Origin of the sequence: Nocardioides caeni, from assembly GCF_004912195.1 — a bacterium.
Classification (GTDB): Bacteria; Actinomycetota; Actinomycetes; order Propionibacteriales; family Nocardioidaceae; genus Nocardioides; species Nocardioides caeni.
The window spans coordinates 1-18,580 of the sequence record NZ_STGW01000026.1; the positions used below are offsets into that span (position 1 = coordinate 1).

The 18,580-nt window shown below is 71.0% G+C and carries 17 protein-coding genes and 2 tRNA genes; 13 read left to right on the plus strand and 6 right to left on the minus strand.

Annotation, left to right across the window (positions count from 1 at the left end; translation table 11 throughout):
• The 3 genes from dnaG to E9934_RS19040 all read left to right on the plus strand — a co-directional run.
• Positions 1–2,189, plus strand: a 2,189-nt coding sequence (gene dnaG / locus E9934_RS19030) for a DNA primase (RefSeq protein ID WP_136564483.1), incomplete at its 5' end; no start/stop codon positions are given.
• Positions 2,186–2,683: a hypothetical protein gene (locus E9934_RS19035; RefSeq protein ID WP_136564484.1), complete on the plus strand. Its 498-nt coding sequence runs from the start codon at positions 2,186–2,188 to the stop codon at positions 2,681–2,683. The genes dnaG and E9934_RS19035, both read left to right, overlap by 4 nt.
• A gap of 84 nt (positions 2,684–2,767) precedes the next feature.
• Positions 2,768–2,840 (plus strand) — tRNA-Asn (locus tag E9934_RS19040).
• Positions 2,841–2,917: 77 nt separating this feature from the next.
• On the opposite strand, the gene E9934_RS19045 is transcribed toward E9934_RS19040, so the two are convergent.
• Entirely contained in the window at positions 2,918–3,322 is a 405-nt protein-coding gene (locus E9934_RS19045) for a hypothetical protein (RefSeq protein ID WP_136564485.1), read from the minus strand.
• 125 nt (positions 3,323–3,447) lie between these two features.
• On the opposite strand from E9934_RS19045, the gene E9934_RS19050 reads away from it, so the two are divergent.
• From E9934_RS19050 to E9934_RS19085, 8 genes are all read left to right on the plus strand, one after another.
• Positions 3,448–4,164 carry a response regulator transcription factor gene (locus E9934_RS19050; protein WP_202977391.1) on the plus strand — a complete coding sequence of 239 codons (717 nt, stop codon included), beginning with the start codon at positions 3,448–3,450 and terminating at the stop codon, positions 4,162–4,164.
• Positions 4,164–5,594 (plus strand): sensor histidine kinase, encoded by a 1,431-nt coding sequence (locus tag E9934_RS19055; RefSeq protein WP_136564487.1) that lies wholly within the window; start codon positions 4,164–4,166, stop codon positions 5,592–5,594. The genes E9934_RS19050 and E9934_RS19055 overlap by 1 nt, the downstream gene beginning before the upstream one ends.
• Positions 5,595–5,670: 76 nt before the next feature.
• Entirely contained in the window at positions 5,671–6,915 is a 1,245-nt protein-coding gene (locus E9934_RS19060) for an efflux RND transporter periplasmic adaptor subunit (RefSeq protein WP_136564488.1), read from the plus strand.
• A gap of 5 nt (positions 6,916–6,920) precedes the next feature.
• Entirely contained in the window at positions 6,921–7,622 is a 702-nt protein-coding gene (locus E9934_RS19065; protein WP_158295071.1) for an ABC transporter ATP-binding protein, read from the plus strand.
• On the plus strand, positions 7,619–8,845 hold the full coding sequence (locus tag E9934_RS19070) for an ABC transporter permease (protein ID WP_136564490.1): 1,227 nt from the start codon (positions 7,619–7,621) through the stop codon (positions 8,843–8,845). The genes E9934_RS19065 and E9934_RS19070 overlap by 4 nt, the downstream gene beginning before the upstream one ends.
• A 25-nt stretch (positions 8,846–8,870) precedes the next feature.
• The gene (locus tag E9934_RS19075) at positions 8,871–9,734 is read left to right on the plus strand and encodes a DUF5666 domain-containing protein (protein ID WP_136564491.1); all 864 of its coding nucleotides are present in this window, start codon (positions 8,871–8,873) and stop codon (positions 9,732–9,734) included.
• 11 nt (positions 9,735–9,745) lie between these two features.
• On the plus strand, positions 9,746–11,485 hold the full coding sequence (locus E9934_RS19080; RefSeq protein ID WP_158295070.1) for an RND family efflux transporter: 1,740 nt from the start codon (positions 9,746–9,748) through the stop codon (positions 11,483–11,485).
• A gap of 76 nt (positions 11,486–11,561) precedes the next feature.
• On the plus strand, positions 11,562–12,542 hold the full coding sequence (locus E9934_RS19085) for an aminoglycoside phosphotransferase family protein (RefSeq protein WP_136564493.1): 981 nt from the start codon (positions 11,562–11,564) through the stop codon (positions 12,540–12,542).
• Positions 12,543–12,587: 45 nt separating this feature from the next.
• On the opposite strand, the gene E9934_RS19090 is transcribed toward E9934_RS19085, so the two are convergent.
• The 4 genes from E9934_RS19090 to E9934_RS19105 all read right to left on the minus strand — a co-directional run bounded on the left by E9934_RS19090 (position 12,588) and on the right by E9934_RS19105 (position 14,713).
• Positions 12,588–12,661, minus strand: a tRNA-Ile gene (locus E9934_RS19090).
• Positions 12,662–12,700: 39 nt separating this feature from the next.
• Positions 12,701–13,438: an AIM24 family protein gene (locus tag E9934_RS19095; protein WP_136564494.1), complete on the minus strand. Its 738-nt coding sequence runs from the start codon at positions 13,436–13,438 to the stop codon at positions 12,701–12,703.
• Positions 13,439–13,449: 11 nt separating this feature from the next.
• Complete coding sequence (locus E9934_RS19100) at positions 13,450–14,091, minus strand: AIM24 family protein (RefSeq protein WP_136564495.1); 642 nt, start codon at positions 14,089–14,091, stop codon at positions 13,450–13,452.
• A 4-nt stretch (positions 14,092–14,095) separates the two neighbouring features.
• Positions 14,096–14,713: an AIM24 family protein gene (locus E9934_RS19105; protein ID WP_136564496.1), complete on the minus strand. Its 618-nt coding sequence runs from the start codon at positions 14,711–14,713 to the stop codon at positions 14,096–14,098.
• Positions 14,714–14,845: 132 nt separating this feature from the next.
• On the opposite strand from E9934_RS19105, the gene E9934_RS19110 reads away from it, so the two are divergent.
• Entirely contained in the window at positions 14,846–15,907 is a 1,062-nt protein-coding gene (locus E9934_RS19110; RefSeq protein ID WP_136564497.1) for a DNA adenine methylase, read from the plus strand.
• Here the strand turns inward: E9934_RS19110 and E9934_RS19115 are convergent.
• Entirely contained in the window at positions 15,876–16,856 is a 981-nt protein-coding gene (locus E9934_RS19115) for a protein kinase family protein (protein ID WP_136564498.1), read from the minus strand. The genes E9934_RS19110 and E9934_RS19115 overlap by 32 nt on opposite strands.
• A gap of 129 nt (positions 16,857–16,985) precedes the next feature.
• Between E9934_RS19115 and tyrS the strand changes: the two genes are divergently transcribed.
• The gene (gene tyrS, locus E9934_RS19120; RefSeq protein ID WP_136564499.1) at positions 16,986–18,257 is read left to right on the plus strand and encodes a tyrosine--tRNA ligase; all 1,272 of its coding nucleotides are present in this window, start codon (positions 16,986–16,988) and stop codon (positions 18,255–18,257) included.
• Positions 18,258–18,580 lie beyond the last annotated feature (323 nt).

The window sequence follows — 18,580 nt, forward strand, 5'->3', positions numbered from 1 at the left end:
TCCGCGACGACGGCAACCTGCTCGTCCACCACCTGCCCAGGTTCTTCAAGGACCGGCCCTCGTTGGACGAGTCGGTGCCCTACCTCCACGGCTGGTTGGCCGGCTACTTCGCCGCGGACGGCTGCGTCGCCGCCGACGGCACCGTCATCATGACCTCCGCCGACCGCGAAGACCTGGAGTTCTTCCGCACGGTCTGCACCAGGCTCGGCATCGCGACCTACGGCATCACCTCGCAGACGCGTCTGGGGCTGGGTTCGACACCGACGGAGCTGTTCCGGATCCACCTCGTCAACGAGGACCTCGAGTCGTCTTTCTTCCTCCTCGACGCCCACCGCGACCGGTTCGACTCGGCCCACAAGCGCTTCTCGCGACGCGGCTGGGTGGTCGAGAGCGTTGAGGTGACCGAGCGGGTGGAGGAGGTCTTCTGCGCCGAGGTCGAGGACGGTCACGCCTTCACGCTCGAGGACAACATCCTCACCGGCAATTGTTTCGGCTGTCAGGAAGGCGGTGACATCTTCACCTTCCTGATGAAGATCGACGGCCTCGGGTTCGGCGAGGCCGTCGAGCGGCTGGCCGACAAGTACGGCATCCAGTTGCGTCGCGACGAGACCGGTCACGACGACCGGCCGAAGGGGCCGCAGCGGCGACGGCTGATCGAGGCGCACGCGGTGGCGTCCGAGTTCTACGCCGGACACCTGGGATCGCCCGAGGCGCTGGCCGGCCGCCAGTTCCTGGCCGACCGCGGCTTCGACCAGGAGTCCGCGCTGCACTTCGGTGTCGGGTTCGCGCCGCGCGACGGCGAGGCGTTGTGGCAGCACCTGCGGGCGCGTGGCTTCTCCTCGGAGGAGGCGATCGCTGCCGGCCTGGTCGCCTCGGGACGCTCGCTCTACGACCGTTTCCGGGGCCGTCTCCTCTGGCCCATCCGGGACGCGACGGGTGACACGATCGGGTTCGGCGCACGCCGGATCTTCGAGGACGACCGGATCGAGGCCAAGTACCTCAACACCCCTGAGACGCCGATCTACAAGAAGAGCAACGTCCTCTACGGGATCGACCTTGCCCGCCGCGAGATCGCCCGGAGCTCGAAGGCGGTGATCGTCGAGGGCTACACCGACGTGATGGCCTGCCATCTCGCCGGGGTGACGACGGCGGTCGCCACCTGTGGCACCGCCTTCGGCGACGACCACGCCCGCGTGCTGCGCCGCTTCCTCGACGACCACGAGCAGCTGCGCAGCGAGGTCGTCTTCACCTTCGACGGCGACGAGGCCGGTCAGAAGGCTGCTCTGCGCACCTTCCAGGGCGACCAGCGTTTCGTCGCCCAGACCTATGTGGCGGTTGCGCCCGAAGGCATGGATCCGTGCGACCTGCGGATGAAGGAGGGCGATGCGGCGGTGCGCGAGCTCATCGCGACCCGGCGGCCGCTCTATCGCTTCGTCCTGGAGAACGTCATCAACCGCTTCGACCTCGACCGTGCTGACGGACGGATCGACGCGGTCCGTGAGGCTGCACGGTTGGTCGCGTCGGTCCGGGACCAGTCCAAGGTCACCGCCTTCGCGCAGGAGATCTCCAAGATGGTCGGTGCCGACATCGACACCAACCAGGTCGTCGCGGAGGTACGACGCGCGGCTGCTCGTGGTCCACGCCAGCAGCGTGACGCCGCCCCTCGTGCCGGCGCGCCCGAGCAGCCGGTGGTGCCCCGCGCGTCCATGCCCGACCTGCGCGACCCCCGGTTCAGCATCGAGCGGGAGACGTTGAAGCTGTTGCTGCAGCATCCGATGGCGATCGGCCGGATGACCTCCGACCTGGGCGTCAACGACTTCACCCATCCCGTCTATCGCGGGGTGTGGGAGCTGATGGCGGCGGCCGGCGGCCCGGCGGCCGGCCAGGCGGATGCCGGCTGGGTCGGCCGGGTGCGTGACGGCACCACCGATCCGACTCTGTCCTCGGCGATCAGCGCGCTCGCGGTGGAGCCGATCCCGCTCGGCCGGGAGGTCGACGCCGCCTACCTGGCCCATCACCTCTACCGGCTGCAGGAGCTGACGACGCTGCGGCGCATCGAGGAGATCAAGGCGCGCCTGGAGCGGACGAACCCGGTCGACAACGCCGATCATCGGCGCATGTTCGGTGAGCTCGCCGCGCTCGAGCAGCACCGACGCACCCTGCGGGAGAAGATCGTGAGCGCGGAATGATCGGTCTCGGTCGTCGCCGCCCTGGTCTCGCCGTCGCTTCCGGCGAGCGGATCCTTGCGTGGGCAGAGCTGACGGCGCCTGAGGAAGGTGACCGACGCGCGGTCGCGGGCACGCGCGACGCGCTCTACCTGCCGCACCGGGTGCCGTGGGAGCAGGTCGCGACCGCGACGTGGGACGAGGAGGCCGGCGCGCTTCGGGTCGTCGAGGTCGGGCGGTTCGGCGCCGAGCAGCCCGTCCACCTGCTGCCGATGCGCGATGCGGGTCGGCTGCTGCAGCTGGTCCGCGAGCGGGTGACGGCGAGCATGGCCCTCCAGCGACACGTCCCGCTGGCTGACGGCCGCGCGATCCGGGTGATCGCCCGGCGCTCGCCGGGCGGCCACGGCGACATCGCCTGGTTCGTCGACTACGACGACGGTCTCGACCCCGCCGATCCGGCCGTGCTCGAGCAGGTCGAGCGTGCGTTGGCCTCGGCCCAGGACGAGCTCGGGCGTTGAGCCCGACGCCGGAGGGGTGTCGATTTTCTGGCGCCGCCCCGGTCTTGCTAGTGTTTCCCCGCTGTCGAGCTGCGCTCGGCACCTTCCCCCGTAGCTCAACTGGCAGAGCATGCGACTGTTAATCGCAGGGTTATTGGTTCGAGTCCAATCGGGGGAGCGCGAGTCAGCCCCGTCCACCACCAGGTTCGCCTGGGGTCGACGGGGCTTCGTCGTTCCCGGTCTCGACCGGGGTGGTCAGCTGCCGGACTCGTCCTCGCTCGCCGGCGCGTCGTCGCTGTCGTCCTGCTGCGTCGTGCCGGGCGGGAGCTGTCCCGTGCCGGGGCCGACGCCGCTGCGCTCACCGCCGCGACCGCCGTCCTGGCCGGGGCCGCCGTCGCGGCCAGGGGGTTGCCTTCGCTCGTTCCACCCCTGCCGGCCGTCGTGGCGATCGTGGCCGTCGACGACCAACGCCGTACCGACACCCGCACCGGCCCCCAGGAGCAGGCCGGCCAGGCCCACCGCCACCAACGATCGCAGGCGGAAGGACCGTTCGCGGAGTGGGATGCGCGGAGCGGTCTGGGTGGGCTGCGGGGTGGCGGGATCCTCGGGCGCGGCGGGCGCCGGGACGTCGGGTTCGGGTGTGTCAGGTTGCTGGGTCATGGCAGCAGGGTGAGCGGCGCCGCTGTGGCCCACCTGTGGCTGGGCGATGAGGAGATGATGGGTTCCATCCGGTCTCCACATGAGGCTCACAGGAAGCACACAGGGAGATGGCACAGTCTGGTGCCATGACCGAGACCGCCACTCGCCCTGACGGCACGCCGCTGCGAGCCGTCGTCGTCGACGACGAAGTGAACATCGCCGAGCTGGTCGCCATGGCGCTGCGCTACGAGGGCTGGTCGGTGGAGACGGCGCACACCGGGCCGGAGGCGGTGGCCGCCGTCCGCGAGCACGGCCCGGACGTGGTCGTGCTCGACATGATGCTGCCGGACTTCGACGGCATGGAGGTCCTGCGCCGGGTGCGGGCCGACGACCCCACGGTGCCGGTGCTGTTCCTGACCGCACGGGACGCTGTCGAGGACCGGGTGGCGGGCCTGACGGCTGGCGGCGACGACTACGTCACCAAGCCCTTCTCCCTCGAGGAGCTGGTGGCGCGCCTGCGTGCCCTCGTACGGCGGGCCGGCTCCGTGCTCGAGCAGGATCGCTCGACCCTGGTGGTCGGCGACCTGGTCCTCGACGAGGACAGTCACGAGGTGACCCGGGCCGGCGACGACATCACGCTGACGGCGACGGAGTTCGAGCTGTTGCGTTACCTGATGCGCAACCCGCGGCGCGTGCTCAGCAAGGCCCAGATCCTCGACCGGGTCTGGAACTACGACTTCGGCGGCCAGGCCAATGTCGTCGAGCTCTACATCTCCTACCTCCGCAAGAAGATCGACGCGGGCAGGGAGCCGATGATCCACACGATGCGTGGTGCCGGCTACGTCCTGAAGCCGGCCGGCTGATGAGGCAGTGGGCGCCGCGGTCGCTGACCTCGCGGCTCGTGGTGACCGCCGTCGCCCTCGTCGCGGTCGTGTCAGTGCTGGTCGCCGGCGTCACCACGATCGCGATGCAATCCTTCCTGACGGGTCAGCTCGACGAAAAGGTCCAGTCCTCCGTGCGCCGGGTGGACTCCCCGCCCGAGGGCTTCCGCCCTCCGGACGGGTTCCCGGACGATTCAGCGTCCTCCGAGCGTCCACGGACCTTCGGCAACCAGGAGCCGGGCACGCTGGTCGTCTTCCCGGATCGCGGTGTGGGGTTCGTCCTCGGCGAGGGCGACACCGACGCCGAGTTGTCCTCCGAAGCCGTCGACGCGCTGGGTGATCTCCCGACCGGCGACGAGATCCACCAGGTGACGATCGACGGGCACGGCGACTATCGCGTCATCGCGCACGAAGGACCCGATGGCCTGCTCATCGTGACCGGCCTCCCCACGGATGACGTGTCCGAGACCATCGCGTCGCTCGTGCGGTGGGAGGCCGTGCTGGCCCTGCTCGGCATCGTCGCCGCCGCGTTGACCGGCACGGCCGTCGTACGACGCCAGCTGCGTCCCCTGACCGAGGTGGCGGCCACCGCCCACGCCGTCGCGGAGCTGCCGCTCGACGAGGGCGAGATCGGCGTGACCGAGCGGGTGCCCGAGCACCTGACGGATCCGCGGACCGAGGCGGGCCAGGTGGGCCTGGCGCTCAATCAGCTGCTCGCCCACGTCGAGTCGTCGTTGTCGGCCCGGCACCGCAGCGAGCAGCAGGTGCGACAGTTCGTGGCCGACGCGTCCCACGAGCTGCGGACACCGCTGACGACGATCGCCGGCTACACCGAGCTGGCCCGCCGCCGCGGCGACGCCGACACCGCGGCGGTCGCGCTGTCGAAGGTCGAGGAGGAGTCCGCGCGGATGACGGCGCTGGTGGAGGACCTGCTGCTGCTCGCGCGCCTGGATGCGGGACGTCCGCTGGCCTCGGAGTCCGTCGACCTCACCCGCCTGCTCCTCGAGGCCGTCGATGACGCCCGCGTGGTGGCGCCGGACCACCGGTGGCAGATCGTGGTGCCGTCCGACGGCGAGCCGGTCGAGGTCGTCGGCGACGGACACCGGCTGCACCAGGTCGTGACCAACCTGCTGACCAATGCCCGGAAATACACCCCCGCAGGCACGACGGTCACCGTCACGGTCCGTCCCGACGGCTTCGACGTCCACGACGACGGCCAGGGCTTCCCCGCCGACCTCGTCGGCACGGCCTTCGAGCGCTTCACCCGCGGGGACGTCGCCCGCCACCGATCGGACGGCGCCGGTCTCGGCCTGGCGCTCGTCCAGGCGATCGCGGCGGCCCACGGTGGTGCGGTCACGCTGAGCAGCGTTCCCGGGGACACTCGGGTCAGCGTCCGCCTCCAGCGGAGGTAGGGAGTCACCGGCACTCACAGGTTGCGCACAGGTCGCAGCGACGTTAGCCACAGTCGCCGCGGTCAGGGTGAGACGCGTGAAACGCCTCCACCTCGCCCGTCTGCGCCCGCGGGCCCTGCGGTCCCGTCTGCTCATCCCCCTGCTCGCCGTCGTGGTGCTGGCCGGAGCGGGCGGGGCCTGGCTCCTGCTGCGCGACGACGAGCCCGCCGCGGCTGCCCCGACGACGGCGACTGTCAGCGCCGAGACCCTCCAGCAGACCGTGACAGCGAGCGGCGCGTTGGCTCCGGCGACGACCGCCGACCTGACTTTCGAGGTCTCGGGCACGGTCACGGCCGTCCTCGTCGACCCGGGGGACGAGGTCCGGAAGGGCCAGAAGCTCGCCGCGGTCGACGACGAGGTCCTCGCCGCTGAGCTCGATGCGGCGCAGAGCGCTCTCGACGCCGCGGAGTCCAGCATGTCGGAGCACTCCTCGGACGGGTCCTCGGAGGAGCAGATCGCCGCGGACGAGGCCGCGATCGTCGCTGCGGAGTCGAGCCTGGAGGAGGCGCGCGTCGCGCTCGACAGTGCGGTGCTCCGCTCCACCATCGCCGGCACGGTGACCGCCGTCGGCATCGAGGTCGGGGACAGTGCGGGCTCGGGCTCATCGGGAACGTCTGGCTCCACCAGCGGTGTCGGCGCCATGACGGGCACCTCATCGAGCACGACCAGCGATGGGGCCAGTGGGTCGATCACCGTCGTCAGCGACGGCCAGTTCCAGCTGGACGCCACGGTGTCCAGCAGCGACGTGGAGAAGGTGGCGAAGGGCCTGCAGGCCGAGCTCACCGTCAGCGGTGTCGACGAGGCCGTCTACGGCACGGTGTCGGAGGTCGGCCTCGTCGCAGAGACCGACTCGACCGGCGCGGCGGCGTTCCCGGTCACGATCGAGGTCACCGGTCAGCGCGACGACCTCTATGCCGGGACGTCGGCCGACGTCGCCATCGTCGTGAGTCAGCGAGCCGACGTGCTGACCGTCAACAGCCGCGCACTGCAGACCGACGGCGACCAGACCTACGTCGAGAAGGTGACCGACACCGCGAAGGGCACGACCGAACGCGTCGACGTGGAGACCGGCGAGACCTCCGGAATGCTCACCGAGATCACCTCCGGCCTGTCGGCCGGCGACGTCGTCCAGGTGCCCGGGTTCACCGGCCCCGGAGGCGGAGGCGGCGACGAGGGGATGCAGCAACGGATGCAGGAGATGATGGAGAACGGCGGACTTCCCGGCGGGGAGCCGCCGGCGGGCGGGTTCCCGGGCGGCGGTTTCCCCGGAGGCGGCCAGTGAGCGCGATCATCGAGCTCGGCGGCGTTCGCAAGACCTACCGCTCGGGCGCGGTCGAGTTCGAGGCGCTCCGTGGCATCGACATCCGGATCGACACGGGGGAGTACGTCGCCGTCATCGGGCCCTCGGGCTCCGGGAAGTCGACGCTGATGAACATCCTGGGCTGCCTCGACGTACCGACCGAAGGGCACTACGTCCTCGCCGGCGAGGACACGTCCAGCCTCGACGAGGCGGAGCTCGCCGCGATCCGGAACCGCCGGATCGGGTTCGTCTTCCAGCAGTTCCACCTGCTGCCGTCGATGTCGGCGCTGCGCAACGTCGAGCTGCCTCTCATCTACGCCGGTCTCTCGCGGGCGGATCGGCGCGAGCGTGCCGCCGAGGCGCTGGCGAAGGTGGGGCTTGCGGAGCGACTGGACCATCGGCCGGGGGAGCTCTCGGGAGGCCAGCAGCAACGGGTCGCGGTCGCGCGCGCCCTCGTGACGGAGCCTGCGCTGCTCCTGGCCGACGAGCCGACGGGAAACCTCGACTCGCGGTCGACCCGTGACGTCCTCGGCCTCCTGGACGAGCTCCACGACGCCGGCCGGACGATCGTGCTGATCACCCACGAGCAGGACGTGGCGGCGCGAGCCGGTCGCAGCCTCGTCATCGACGACGGCCTGATCACCTCCGACCGCGCGACCGCGGCCGCCCCAGCAGGGGCGACGTCGTGAGCTGGTGGGAGACCGTCCGTTCGGGCCTGGCGGCCATCCGCGCGCACCGTCTCCGGTCGGCCCTGACAGTGCTGGGCATCGTCATCGGCATCTCCTCCGTGATCCTCACCGTGGGGCTCGGGCAGGGCGCCCAGCAGGAGGTCGAGGACCAGATCGACGCCCTCGGCTCCAACCTGCTGATCGTCTCGCCCGGCAGCAGCACCGACAGCTCCGGAAACCGCGGCGGGTTCGGCTCGGCGTCCACGCTGACGCTGGCTGACGCCGCCGCGATCGCCGACGAGGACGCCGTCCCCGATGCCTCAGGTGTGGCACCGACGACCTCGAGCTCGGTGTCGCTGGTGAGCGGTGACACCAACTGGACGACGTCGCTGGTCGGCACCACCACGGCCTGGCCGGATGTCCGCAGCCGCGAGCTGTCGGCCGGCAGGTTCTTCACCGCTGCGGAGGCGGAGCAGGGCGCGGCGGTCGCGGTGATCGGCCCGGACACGGCGTCCGAGCTGTTCGGGGTGCAGAGCCCGGTGGGCCAGCAGGTGTCGGTCAACGGCACCCGGATCACCGTGATCGGCGTCCTCGTCTCCTCGGGTGCGTCGTCCAGCGGCACCAGCGAGGACGACGTGGCGGTGGTGCCTGTCGGCACCGCCAGCCGCCTCATCGGCAGTACGTCGACCACAGTCTCGACCATCTACGTCGCGGCCGTCGACGAGGACGTGCTTGCCGCCGCCCACCAAGAGGTGCAGGCGCTCCTCGCGAACCGGCACGGGGTCAGCACGGTCGATGCCGACTTCTCGATCGCCACCCAGGACTCGCTGGTCGAGACCGCCAACGAGACCAACCGCACCTTCACGGTGCTGCTCGGCGGTGTCGCCGGCATCTCGCTCCTGGTCGGTGGGATCGGGGTCATGAACATCATGCTGGTCTCGGTCACCGAGCGGGTCCGCGAGATCGGCCTGCGCAAGGCCCTCGGCGCCGCGCCCCGGGTGATCCGGCGGCAGTTCCTGGTCGAGGCATCCCTGCTCGGTCTGACGGGCGGCCTCGTCGGCATCCTGATCGGAGTCGTGGGCGCCCAGCTGCTTCCTCGCTTCATCGACCAGGCGGTGTCGATCTCCTTGGTCGCGACCCTCGCCGCGCTGGCGACCTCGCTCGCCCTCGGCGTCGGTTTCGGGGTCTACCCCGCCGGTCGCGCCGCTCGACTCACCCCCATCGACGCACTCCGCAGCGAGTGACGCCCACCCCTCAAGGAGATCCATCATGTCGCTGACCGCCACGCGTCCGTCCCGTTCGCACCTTGCCGGCCTCGCCGCTGGTGCCACGGTGCTCGCCGCCCTGCTCACGGGCTGCGGATCCGACGACCAGGCAACTGCCGCGACCGACGCCGCCGCACAGCAGGACCCTGCCGCCCAAGGAGAGCAGGGCGGTCAGGGCGGGGGCGGCCAGATGCCGGGCACCTTCGGGCTGATCGCCGCCATCGACGGCGAGGTGTTCCAGGTCCAGAACCAGATGACCGGGCAGGTTGCCGTCACCGTCGGATCCAGTACGACGATCACCGACCAGGCCGCCGCGACACTGGCCGACGTCACGGCCGGGGCGTGCGTCGTCGTGCGCTCCGCTGATGACGCGGGCGAAGCGGACGACGCCGCCGCGGACTCGGAGACGACGGAGGTCGTGGCGTCCTCGGTCGCCATCACCGCCGCGACCGACGAGGGATGCGCCGGCGGGTCCGGTGGCCTCGGCGGTCCCGGGGGTCCGGGCGGCGGTGAGCGTCCGACCGACCTCCCGAGCGACATGCCGGAGATGCCGGACGGCGAGATGCCCGCGATGCCCGAGATGCCCGAGATGCCGGAGAGTGGGCGTCCCGGGGGCTTCGGCGGACTCGGTGCGTTCGGCGAGGTCACCTCGGTCACCGCCAGCGGGTTCGTCGTCGAGGGCATGAACGGCGACGTGACGGTGACGGTGAGCGGCGACACGACGTACACCCAGCAGGTCGCGGCCGACGAGGATGCACTCGAGATCGGCCGCTGCGTCCAGGTCCAGGGTGATGCCGACGACACCGGCGCCGTCACGGCCACCAGCATCGCCGTCTCGGACGCCGTGGACGACCAGTGCGCTCGGTGATGCGGTCCCGCGTGGTCGCTGCGCCGCTGGCCGTCGTCGCGCTCGCCGGAGCCGGAGTGGCGGCGTATGGCGCCGTGGGCGTCGACAGCATCCGCTATCGCACGGTCGAGGCGGGTCTCGCCGACCTCGAGCAGACGCTCGACCTGACCGGTGTCGTCGAGGCCAGTGGTCGCACCGACTTGTCCTTCGGCGCGGGTGGGACCGTGGGAGATGTCCGCGTCTCGCAGGGCGACGAGGTCGAGGAGGGCGATGTCATCGCCGTGCTGGACCGCTCCACGCTGAGGTCAGCGGTCGACCGGGCGACCGCTGACCTCGCCGCTGCCAAGGCGCAGCTGGTCGAGGATCGCGCCGCTCAGTCGAGCGTCGTCGAGGCCGCTTCCGCGGCCCCCACGACGGGATCGAGCGGCCGCTCGACGCCGAGCGATGCCGTGCCCGGGCGCGAGGACGAAGGAGCGTCCGGCGGCAGCAGCGGCGGCAGTGACAATGGAGCTGCGACCGCCGCCGTCCTCGCGAAGCTCGCCACGCAGCAGGACGCAGTCATCACCGCGCAGACGGCAGCCACCACGGCCCTCGGAGCGGCCACGACCGCGCTGGCCACCCAGCAGGATGCCTGTGCCGCCCCTGTGGTCGATGCGGGCGAGGGCGCTGCTGGAGACGGCGGCGAAGGCGAGACCGACACGGGGACAGGGGAGGCCGCGGCCGTCATCAGCGAGGAGTGCACGACCGCACTGTCGGCCGTGCAGGCCGCGCAGACCACCGCTGCTGATGCCCAGACGTCGCTGCAGACGGCGTTGGAGGCGCTGGGCGACACCCTGGCCGAGGCCCTGTCGACCTTGTCGCCCCTGTCGTCCGGGTCCAACGGCTCGGCAGCAGGGAGCACGGGATCCGCGGGGAGCCCGTCGTCGGACAGCGACGGCAACGGCTCCGACGCAGCCGTGTCCGTCCCGTCCGGCTCCGCGTCCCAGACGACCGGCGACACGGGCGCGAGCGGGATGACCCGGACGGTCACCGCGGCCACCCTGGCCGCGGACCAGGCGGCCATCGACAGCGCGAAGGCGGCGTTGCTCGCCGCGAAGGCCGAGCTGGCCGGTGCGGTCGTGCGGGCGCCGGCCGGCGGCACCGTCGCGTCGTTGTCCGTGGCGCAGGACGCCCAGGTCGCGGCCGGCGACCCGGTCGCGATCCTGGTCGCACCGGGCCTGACGACGGTGTCCGTCGACGTGACGATGGACCAGGCGACCCAGCTCGAGGTCGGCATGGCGGTCGAGGCGACACCGGCCGGGTCAGAGGAGGCACTGACCGGTTCGGTGAGCCGCATCGACCACGTGACCACCACCGACGCGACCTCGAGCGGCTCCGATCCGACCTACGGCGTCGAGATGGTCCTCGACGAGCGGGACCTCGCGCTGCCGGACGGCATGCCTGCTTCGGTGACGGTCGTCGTCGGCTCGGCGGAGGAAGCCGTCACGGTGCCCGCGTCAGCGGTGAGCGACGGCGTCGTGACCGTCCTCGAGGGCGACGAGGTTCGGCAGGTCCGGGTGAGCACCGGGATCGTCGGCAGCACGAGGATCGAGATCACCGACGGCATCGAGGAAGGCGACCTCGTGGTCCTGGCCGATCTCGGGGCCGAGGTCGCCACCGGCGACTCCGAGCAGACCGGCCCGGGGGGCGGGCTGGGTGGCGGTGGGATCACGGGCGGCTTCGGTGGTGGCTTCTCCGGCGGTCCGCCGTCGGGCGGGATGGTGCCGCGCTGAGGCGGTGCTGACCCGGGTGGACGCCGCGCGCGGAAACCCGCTGGCGTCCCCCGCGCAGCGGGGAGACACTGCGAGCATGACGACCTGGTCGAGCGACATCTGGGCGGGCGCGGAGTTCCGTGCCCGCCTGCTCGACTTCGTGCGCCCCGTCGTCGGTGAGCCGCAGCGGCTCGAGCTGGTGTCGCACCGACCGTGGTCGGCGGTGTGGCGCGTGCAGGCCGAGGGAGGGGCGTCGTACGCCAAGCAGAACTGTCCGGGCCAGTCCCACGAGGCCTACCTGATGCGCGCCCTGACCCTGCTCGCCGAGGACTACGTCGTCCCGGTGCTGGCCGCGGATGCGGAGCACGATCTGCTGCTCACCGCCGACCTCGGGCCGACCCTCGACGAGCGAGCGGGCAGCGCCGACGTCGACCGGTGGTGCGCCATAGTGGGCCGGTCCGCGGACCTCCAGCGCCGCACCCAGGCAGCCGCCGACGATCTCGGGCTGACGGCGATGCGGCCGGGCGAGGCGTCCACCTACGTCGCGGACGCGATCGGGCGGCTCGGCGCCCTGCCGGTCGACGACCCCCGCCACCTCGAGGTCGCTGACGCGCGGCGGCTCGCGGACCTGCTTCCGGCCGTCGACCGGTGGTCCGATCGGGTCGACGACCTCTGCCTGCCGCTGGCTCTGGTCCACAACGACCTGCATCCGGGCAATGTCGTCGGCCCCGACGGCGACCTCCGCTTCCTCGACTTCGGCGACGCCGTGATCGGGGACCCGCTGGCCAACCTGCTGGTCCCGCTCGACACTGCCGCGCGCGAGCTCTCGGCCGCGCCCGATGACCGCCGCCTGCGTCGCATCGCCGATGCGGGCCTCGAACCCTGGTCCGACCTCGCTTCTCCGAACGAGCTCCGGGCCGCACTCCCAGCGTCCCTGCAGCTGGCGCGACTGGCGCGGGTCGAGTCATGGCGACGATGCGTCGCGACGATGACTCCCGCCGAGCGCAAGGAGTACGGCGGAGCGCCGGCCGGGTGGCTGGTCTCGCTCCTCGCTCCGGCACCTGTCGGCGTGACGTGACCGCAGCCGCGTGCTCGCCGTGACCGGAGCGCCACCGTCGTCACGTAGGGCGGGTGGGGCTCGAACCCACGACCCAAGGATTATGAGTCCTCTGCTCTGACCGACTGAGCTACCGCCCCAAGGAGCGCCAGCCTAGTGGCACGCCTGTGGCTGTCCGTTCAGGCCTGCTGGGACCGAGCGACCAGCCGCTGGCCGAGGAGCCCGGCCTGCTGCGGGCTGAGCAGTGCGGTCTGCTGCTCCATGATGCGCATCAGCGCCGGGTCCTCGCGCAACACCTCGGTCGACTGGATCAGGATCGTTCCCGACCCGGTGAAGTCGAACTGGCGCTCCTCGCCGGACTCGCGACCGAACATGCCCTGCAGCATCGAGCCGAGGGACGCGGACATCCACTGGGCGTCGTAGTGGTGCGAGGGCGCTGGGCAGTCGGCCCAGCCGAGGAGTGCGTCGGGGTCGGCGCGGAAGGGCGGCTCGGCGAAGATCACCGGTCCGTTGGAGGAGGCCAGGAACTTCCCGGTGCCGATGAGGGTCACGAAGCCCGGGACGATGGACTGCTTGAGCTCCAGTCCGGTCTCGAAGCCCACCAGGTTGCTGGCGCGGATGGTGAGGTTGCCGTCCTCGAGGTCGAACGACTGCAGATCGAAGCCCCGGTCGCCGACGATGACCTTGCCGTGGCCCTCGGCGACCACCCAGTCCTGGATGTAGATGGGGGAGGAGAACTTCCCGGCGATGTGTGCGTCCCGGCTCGCCCAGGTGGTCACGGCGTCAAAGGACACGTTGCCGTAGTAGGCGATCATCGCGCCCTTGGAGACGAACCACCGGCCGTTGAGCGCGATGGAGAAGGCATAGGAGTTGACGTTGTCGTTCTCGGGCAGTGAGTGCGCGTCGTAGGTCTGCATGATCGATCCCCTCAGAACTTCTGCTCGCTGGCCTGCACGTAGACCGTGCCCTGTCCGGTGAACTTCAGCTGGAACGCCTCGCCCGAGCCGCGCCCGACCGCATCGCGCCAACCGACCTTTGCCGACAGGTCGACCTGCACCTGGCCGACGTGCCCGACGTAGGCCTGCGGGTCGACGGAGACGACGTCACCGCGGACCGGGATGTCGAAGGTGCCTCCGTGGGAGAGCACGGCCACGCTGCCGGTGCCGCTGAGCCGGGTCGTGAACAGTCCCTGGCCGGTCATCGCCCCGCGCACGGCGGCCTTGATGCCGCCCTGCCCGATGAACTCGACCGACGACTGGAGGTTCGCGTCGTGGGCGAGCAGGCGGTCCGCCTCGCAGCTCAACGTGTCGTTGTTGAGCTCGATGACGGTGACGTAGAGACCACTGAAGCCGTAGAGGACGCTGCCGGTCCCCTCGGTGGCCATGGTCCTGTTCGACTCGCCGGACAGGGCCTGCCCGACGATCCCGCCGACGCCCTGGCCGTGGCCCGAGACGGGGCGGAAGCTGACGGCGCCCTCGTAGCCGAGCATCGCGCCGCGACGCGCGAGGACGGGGGTCGCGGGGGAGACCTGCGCCCGCACGACCTTCTTGTTGATCACCTCGAACGGCATGACGTCACCTCTCCGCCGGCTGGATGAACACGGTGCCGGAGCCCTCGAAGCGCAGGCTGAACGGCTCGCCGCTGCCCTCGCCGACCAGTGACTTCCAGCTGACGCCGGAGACCAGGTTCATCGTCAGATTCCCGGTCGAGGCCACGAAGGCGTCGGGGTCGACGACCAACGGCCCACCGGGCTGCACGGCCAGTGCGATGAGTGGACCGTCGGACATCACGGCGACCTGACCGGTGCCCGACAACGTCGTCGTGGCGAGGCCCTGGCCACTCGTCATGCCCTGGAGGCCCGCGAACTTCACGTCGAGAGTGAGGCCGGCGGTCACGGCGAGGACCAGCTCGGACTCGACCGCGAGCGTGTCGTTCGCGAGGTCGATGACGGTGACGTCCAGCGCGTCCTGCGCGAACGTCACCCGACCCGAGCCGGTGCACTCCATGAGCTTGATCGACTCGCCGCTCACCTTCTGCTTCAGCGCGGCCTTGAAGCCACCGCCACCGCCCATGCCGGCGTGCTTGAAGTCCACCGTGCCTGTGTAGGCGACCATCGAGCCGGACGCGGCCCGGATCGTCTCGCCTGCGAGGTCGGCGTGGAGCACCCGCCGATCTGCCGTCAACGTCACCATGACGTGCCTACCTGTCTGTGGAGGGGACTGCGGAGGTAGCTGCCTGCCACCGCGGTGCGGCTGGTCGCAGACGATGTTCTACCAGCGCCGTGGCTACCCCGTCTCGGATCCCGTCACACCTAGGGTGTGTCCGTGATCAAGTACCTCGGCTCCAAGCGCACCCTGGTGCCGGCGCTGGGGGAGATGGCGACTGCGGTGGGAGCGCGGACCGCGGTCGACCTGTTCACCGGTACGACGCGGGTGGCGCAGGAGTTCAAGCGACGCGGGCTCGAGGTGACCGCGGCCGACCTGGCGTCGTACTCCCAGGTGCTGAGCGACTGCTTCATCGCCACGGACGCCGACGCGACCGACATCGCCGGCCTCGCCGCCGAGATCGACAGGCTGGATGCGCTGCCAGGGGTGGATGGCTACGTCACCCGGACGTTCTGCGAGAACGCGCGCTTCTTCCAGCCGCGCAACGGTCGACGCATCGACGCCATCCGCGACGCGATCGAGCGGGACCACCCGCCAGGCAGCCCGTTGCGACCGCTCCTGCTGACGAGTCTGCTGCTCGCTGCCGACCGCGTCGACTCGACCACCGGCGTGCAGATGGCCTACCTGAAGCAGTGGGCTCCGCGGGCCCAGGCCGCCTTGGCGCTGCGGGTGCCGGCGCTGCTCGGGGGGACGGGCCACACCATGCACGGCGACGTGATGGACACCCTCGACCTACTGCCTGCCGTCGACCTGGCGTACGTCGATCCGCCCTACAACCAGCATCGCTACTTCGCCAACTACCACGTCTGGGAGACCCTGGTGCGCTGGGACGCCCCGGAGCACTACGGCATCGCCTGCAAGCGGGTCGACGTCCGCGAGCGGCGCAGTGTGTTCAACAGCCGGCGCACCATGCCGGCCGCGATGACCGACGTCCTGGCGCGGGTGCGAGCGGGCGTCGTGGTCGTCTCCTACAACGACGAGTCGTGGATCAGCCCGGAGGAGATGTCGGCGTCGTTGCGCGATGCGGGCCACGCCGTCGTCGGGGTCCTGGCCTTCGAGCGCAAGCGGTACGTCGGGGCGCAGATCGGCATCCACAACGCCTCCGGGGTGAAGGTCGGCGAGGTGGGTCGCCTCCGCAACGTCGAGTACCTCTTCGTCGCCGGCGAGCCCGAGGTCGTCGACGCGGCGCTCAGAGCTGGCGAGCCGACGCTCCAGCGATGAGCAGCTGCCCGTCCTGCTCGACGAGTCGGAGCGTGACGTCCTCGGTGCGCACACCGTTGCCCGAGAGCCGGTAGCGGTAGACGTAGCTCACCGACAGCGTCGCGGCGTCCGAGGTCACGGAGAGGACCTCGGGGTCCTCGATCGCCGACCAGACCTCGCGGTAGCGCGGGCTCTGCTCCTGGTATTCCCGGGTGAGGAGCTGGAAGCCTCGGTCGGGATCCCTGCTCGCGGTCGCGATGTAGTCGCGGGCGAAGTCCTCGAGCTCGTCGCCGTCGACCGGCTGGGCCGACGCCGTGGCGGTGGGCCGGTCGTCCGGGTCCTGCGTGGTCGACCGCGGCGCGGACACGGCGTCGTCCGCCGCCGTGTCGGGCTCGTCGTCACCTTGGTCGCTGAAGAGGAGGAAGGCGCCGAGCAGGGCGAGGGCAGCGATGACGCCCCCACCGACCAATGCCATCGTCGACCCCGACACCGAACGGCGGGGCGCGACCGGCGCAGCCGCCCCCCGGGGACGCAGGTAGTCGGCGACGTCGGCCATGGTCGGACGTTCGCGGGGGCTGGGGTGCAGCGCCAGCTCGATGATCGGACCCAGCCACCCCGAGTCGCGCGCCGGCGGCGCCGGCTGGCCGGGGGCCTCGCCGGTGGTGACGAACCGCAGGACAGCCCCGAACGCCCAGACGTCGTCGGCGGCAGGGTGGGCCCGCAGGCCCTGGCTGGGGTCCGGTGGCGCGTACGCCGCCAGCGGCACCGCACGGGTGCTGTCGACCAGTGTTGCGCGACCGCTCGCGTCCACCAGGACCGCGTCGGGGCTGACCGCGCCGTGTGCTCCCGCGACGCCGTGGACCGACGCGAGCGAGTCGGCGACCGGCAGGAGCAGGCGGGCGGCGTCGTCCGGTCCGAGGACACCACGGGTGCGGACGCGGTCCGTCAGCCGGGCGTCGTACTCGCTCACGCGGGGAAGGCTACCCAGCGATGCAGGCGATCGGTCCGGCTTCGTCGAAGTCGGTCCCACTGGGACCTGGTCGTGGTGATGGGGCAGGCTTGGCCTGCACCTCAACCGAAACCCAACGGAAGGACCGACGTGTCCGTCGACCCGAACCTCCTCGACGATCTCGCGTGGCGCGGCCTGCTGGCCGAGGCCACCGACCGCGACGCCCTGCGCGCTGCACTCACCGAGGGCAGCGTCCGGTTCTACGTCGGCTTCGACCCGACCGCGCCCAGCCTCCACATGGGCAACCTCGTCCAGATCGTGACCGCGATGCGGCTGCAGAAGGCTGGTCACACGCCGTTCGCGCTCGTCGGTGGCGCGACCGGGATGATCGGCGACCCGCGGGACTCGGGGGAGCGGACGCTGAACTCGCTCGAGACGGTCCAGGAGTGGACGGCACGCGTGCGGGGCCAGATCGAGCCGTTCCTCGCCTTCGAGGGCGACAACGCCGCGACCATGGTCAACAACCACGACTGGACACAGGGGCTGTCGGTGATCGACTTCCTCCGCGACATCGGCAAGCACTTCCCGGTCAACCGGATGCTCGCTCGGGAGACCGTCAAGCGGCGCCTCGAGTCCGGCATCAGCTACACGGAGTTCTCCTACGTGTTGTTGCAGTCGATGGACTTCCTGACACTCTTCCGCGAGCACGGAGTCACGCTCCAGTTCGGCGGTTCCGACCAGTGGGGCAACCTCACCGGCGGGGTGGAGCTGATCCGCCGCGCCGAGGGCGGTTCGGCCCACGCATTCGCCACGCCGCTCATCACCAAGGCCGACGGCACGAAGTACGGCAAGACCGAGGGCGGCGCTCTCTGGCTGGATCCGGGCCTGCTCGCCCCTTACGCCTTCCACCAGTTCTGGCTCAACGTCGAGGACGAGAAGGTCGGCGAGCTGCTCCGCGTCTTCACCTTCCTCCCTCGTGCGGAGATCGAAGACCTCGAGGCGAGGCACGCCGAGAAGCCGTTCCTCCGTGAGGCACAGAAGGTCCTGGCGGACGAGGTGACCACGCTCGTCCACGGCGCCGCCGAGACGGACGGCGCCAAGGCAGCCGCCCAGGCGCTCTTCGGCTCCGGCGACATCACCGCGCTCTCGGCCGGCACCCTTGCCGCGGCGCTGGGGGAGGCCGGCGCGATCACGGTCGAGCGTGCCGCGGGTCTGCCGGACATCACCGACCTGCTCGTGCGCTCGGGCCTGGTGAAGTCGAAGGGGGAGGCGCGGCGGGCGGTCGCCGAGGGCGGTGCCTACCTCAACAACGTCCGCGTCGAGGACCCCGAGCTGGTGCCCTCGACCGACGACCTGGTTGGCGGCGAGTGGCTCGTCCTGCGCCGCGGGAAGAAGCGCTTCGCGGGGGTCCGCATCGCCTGATCCAGGCGTGGAGAGCCCCGATCGGGGTGGTGTGGCCCGGGTCACGCCACCCCGATTTGTGCTTTCCACGGGGCATGCGTAATGTTCTCTCTGTCGCCGGGAGCGACGGGAGGCAAGACGCCAGTCAGGCGGAGGGCCTCCGGATCCCGCGGCCACATCTCGCTCAGTGAGTGGGAGCCGGTCAGAAAAGCAGGCCTTGTGGGCTTGGTACAGATCGGATCTCCGGATCTGGCGCGAGGACCATCAGTTCGAGGACTGAGGCGTCACTGCCAAAGACTCGATGCGTCTGATGTTTGAGAACTCAACAGTGTGTCATGCATATG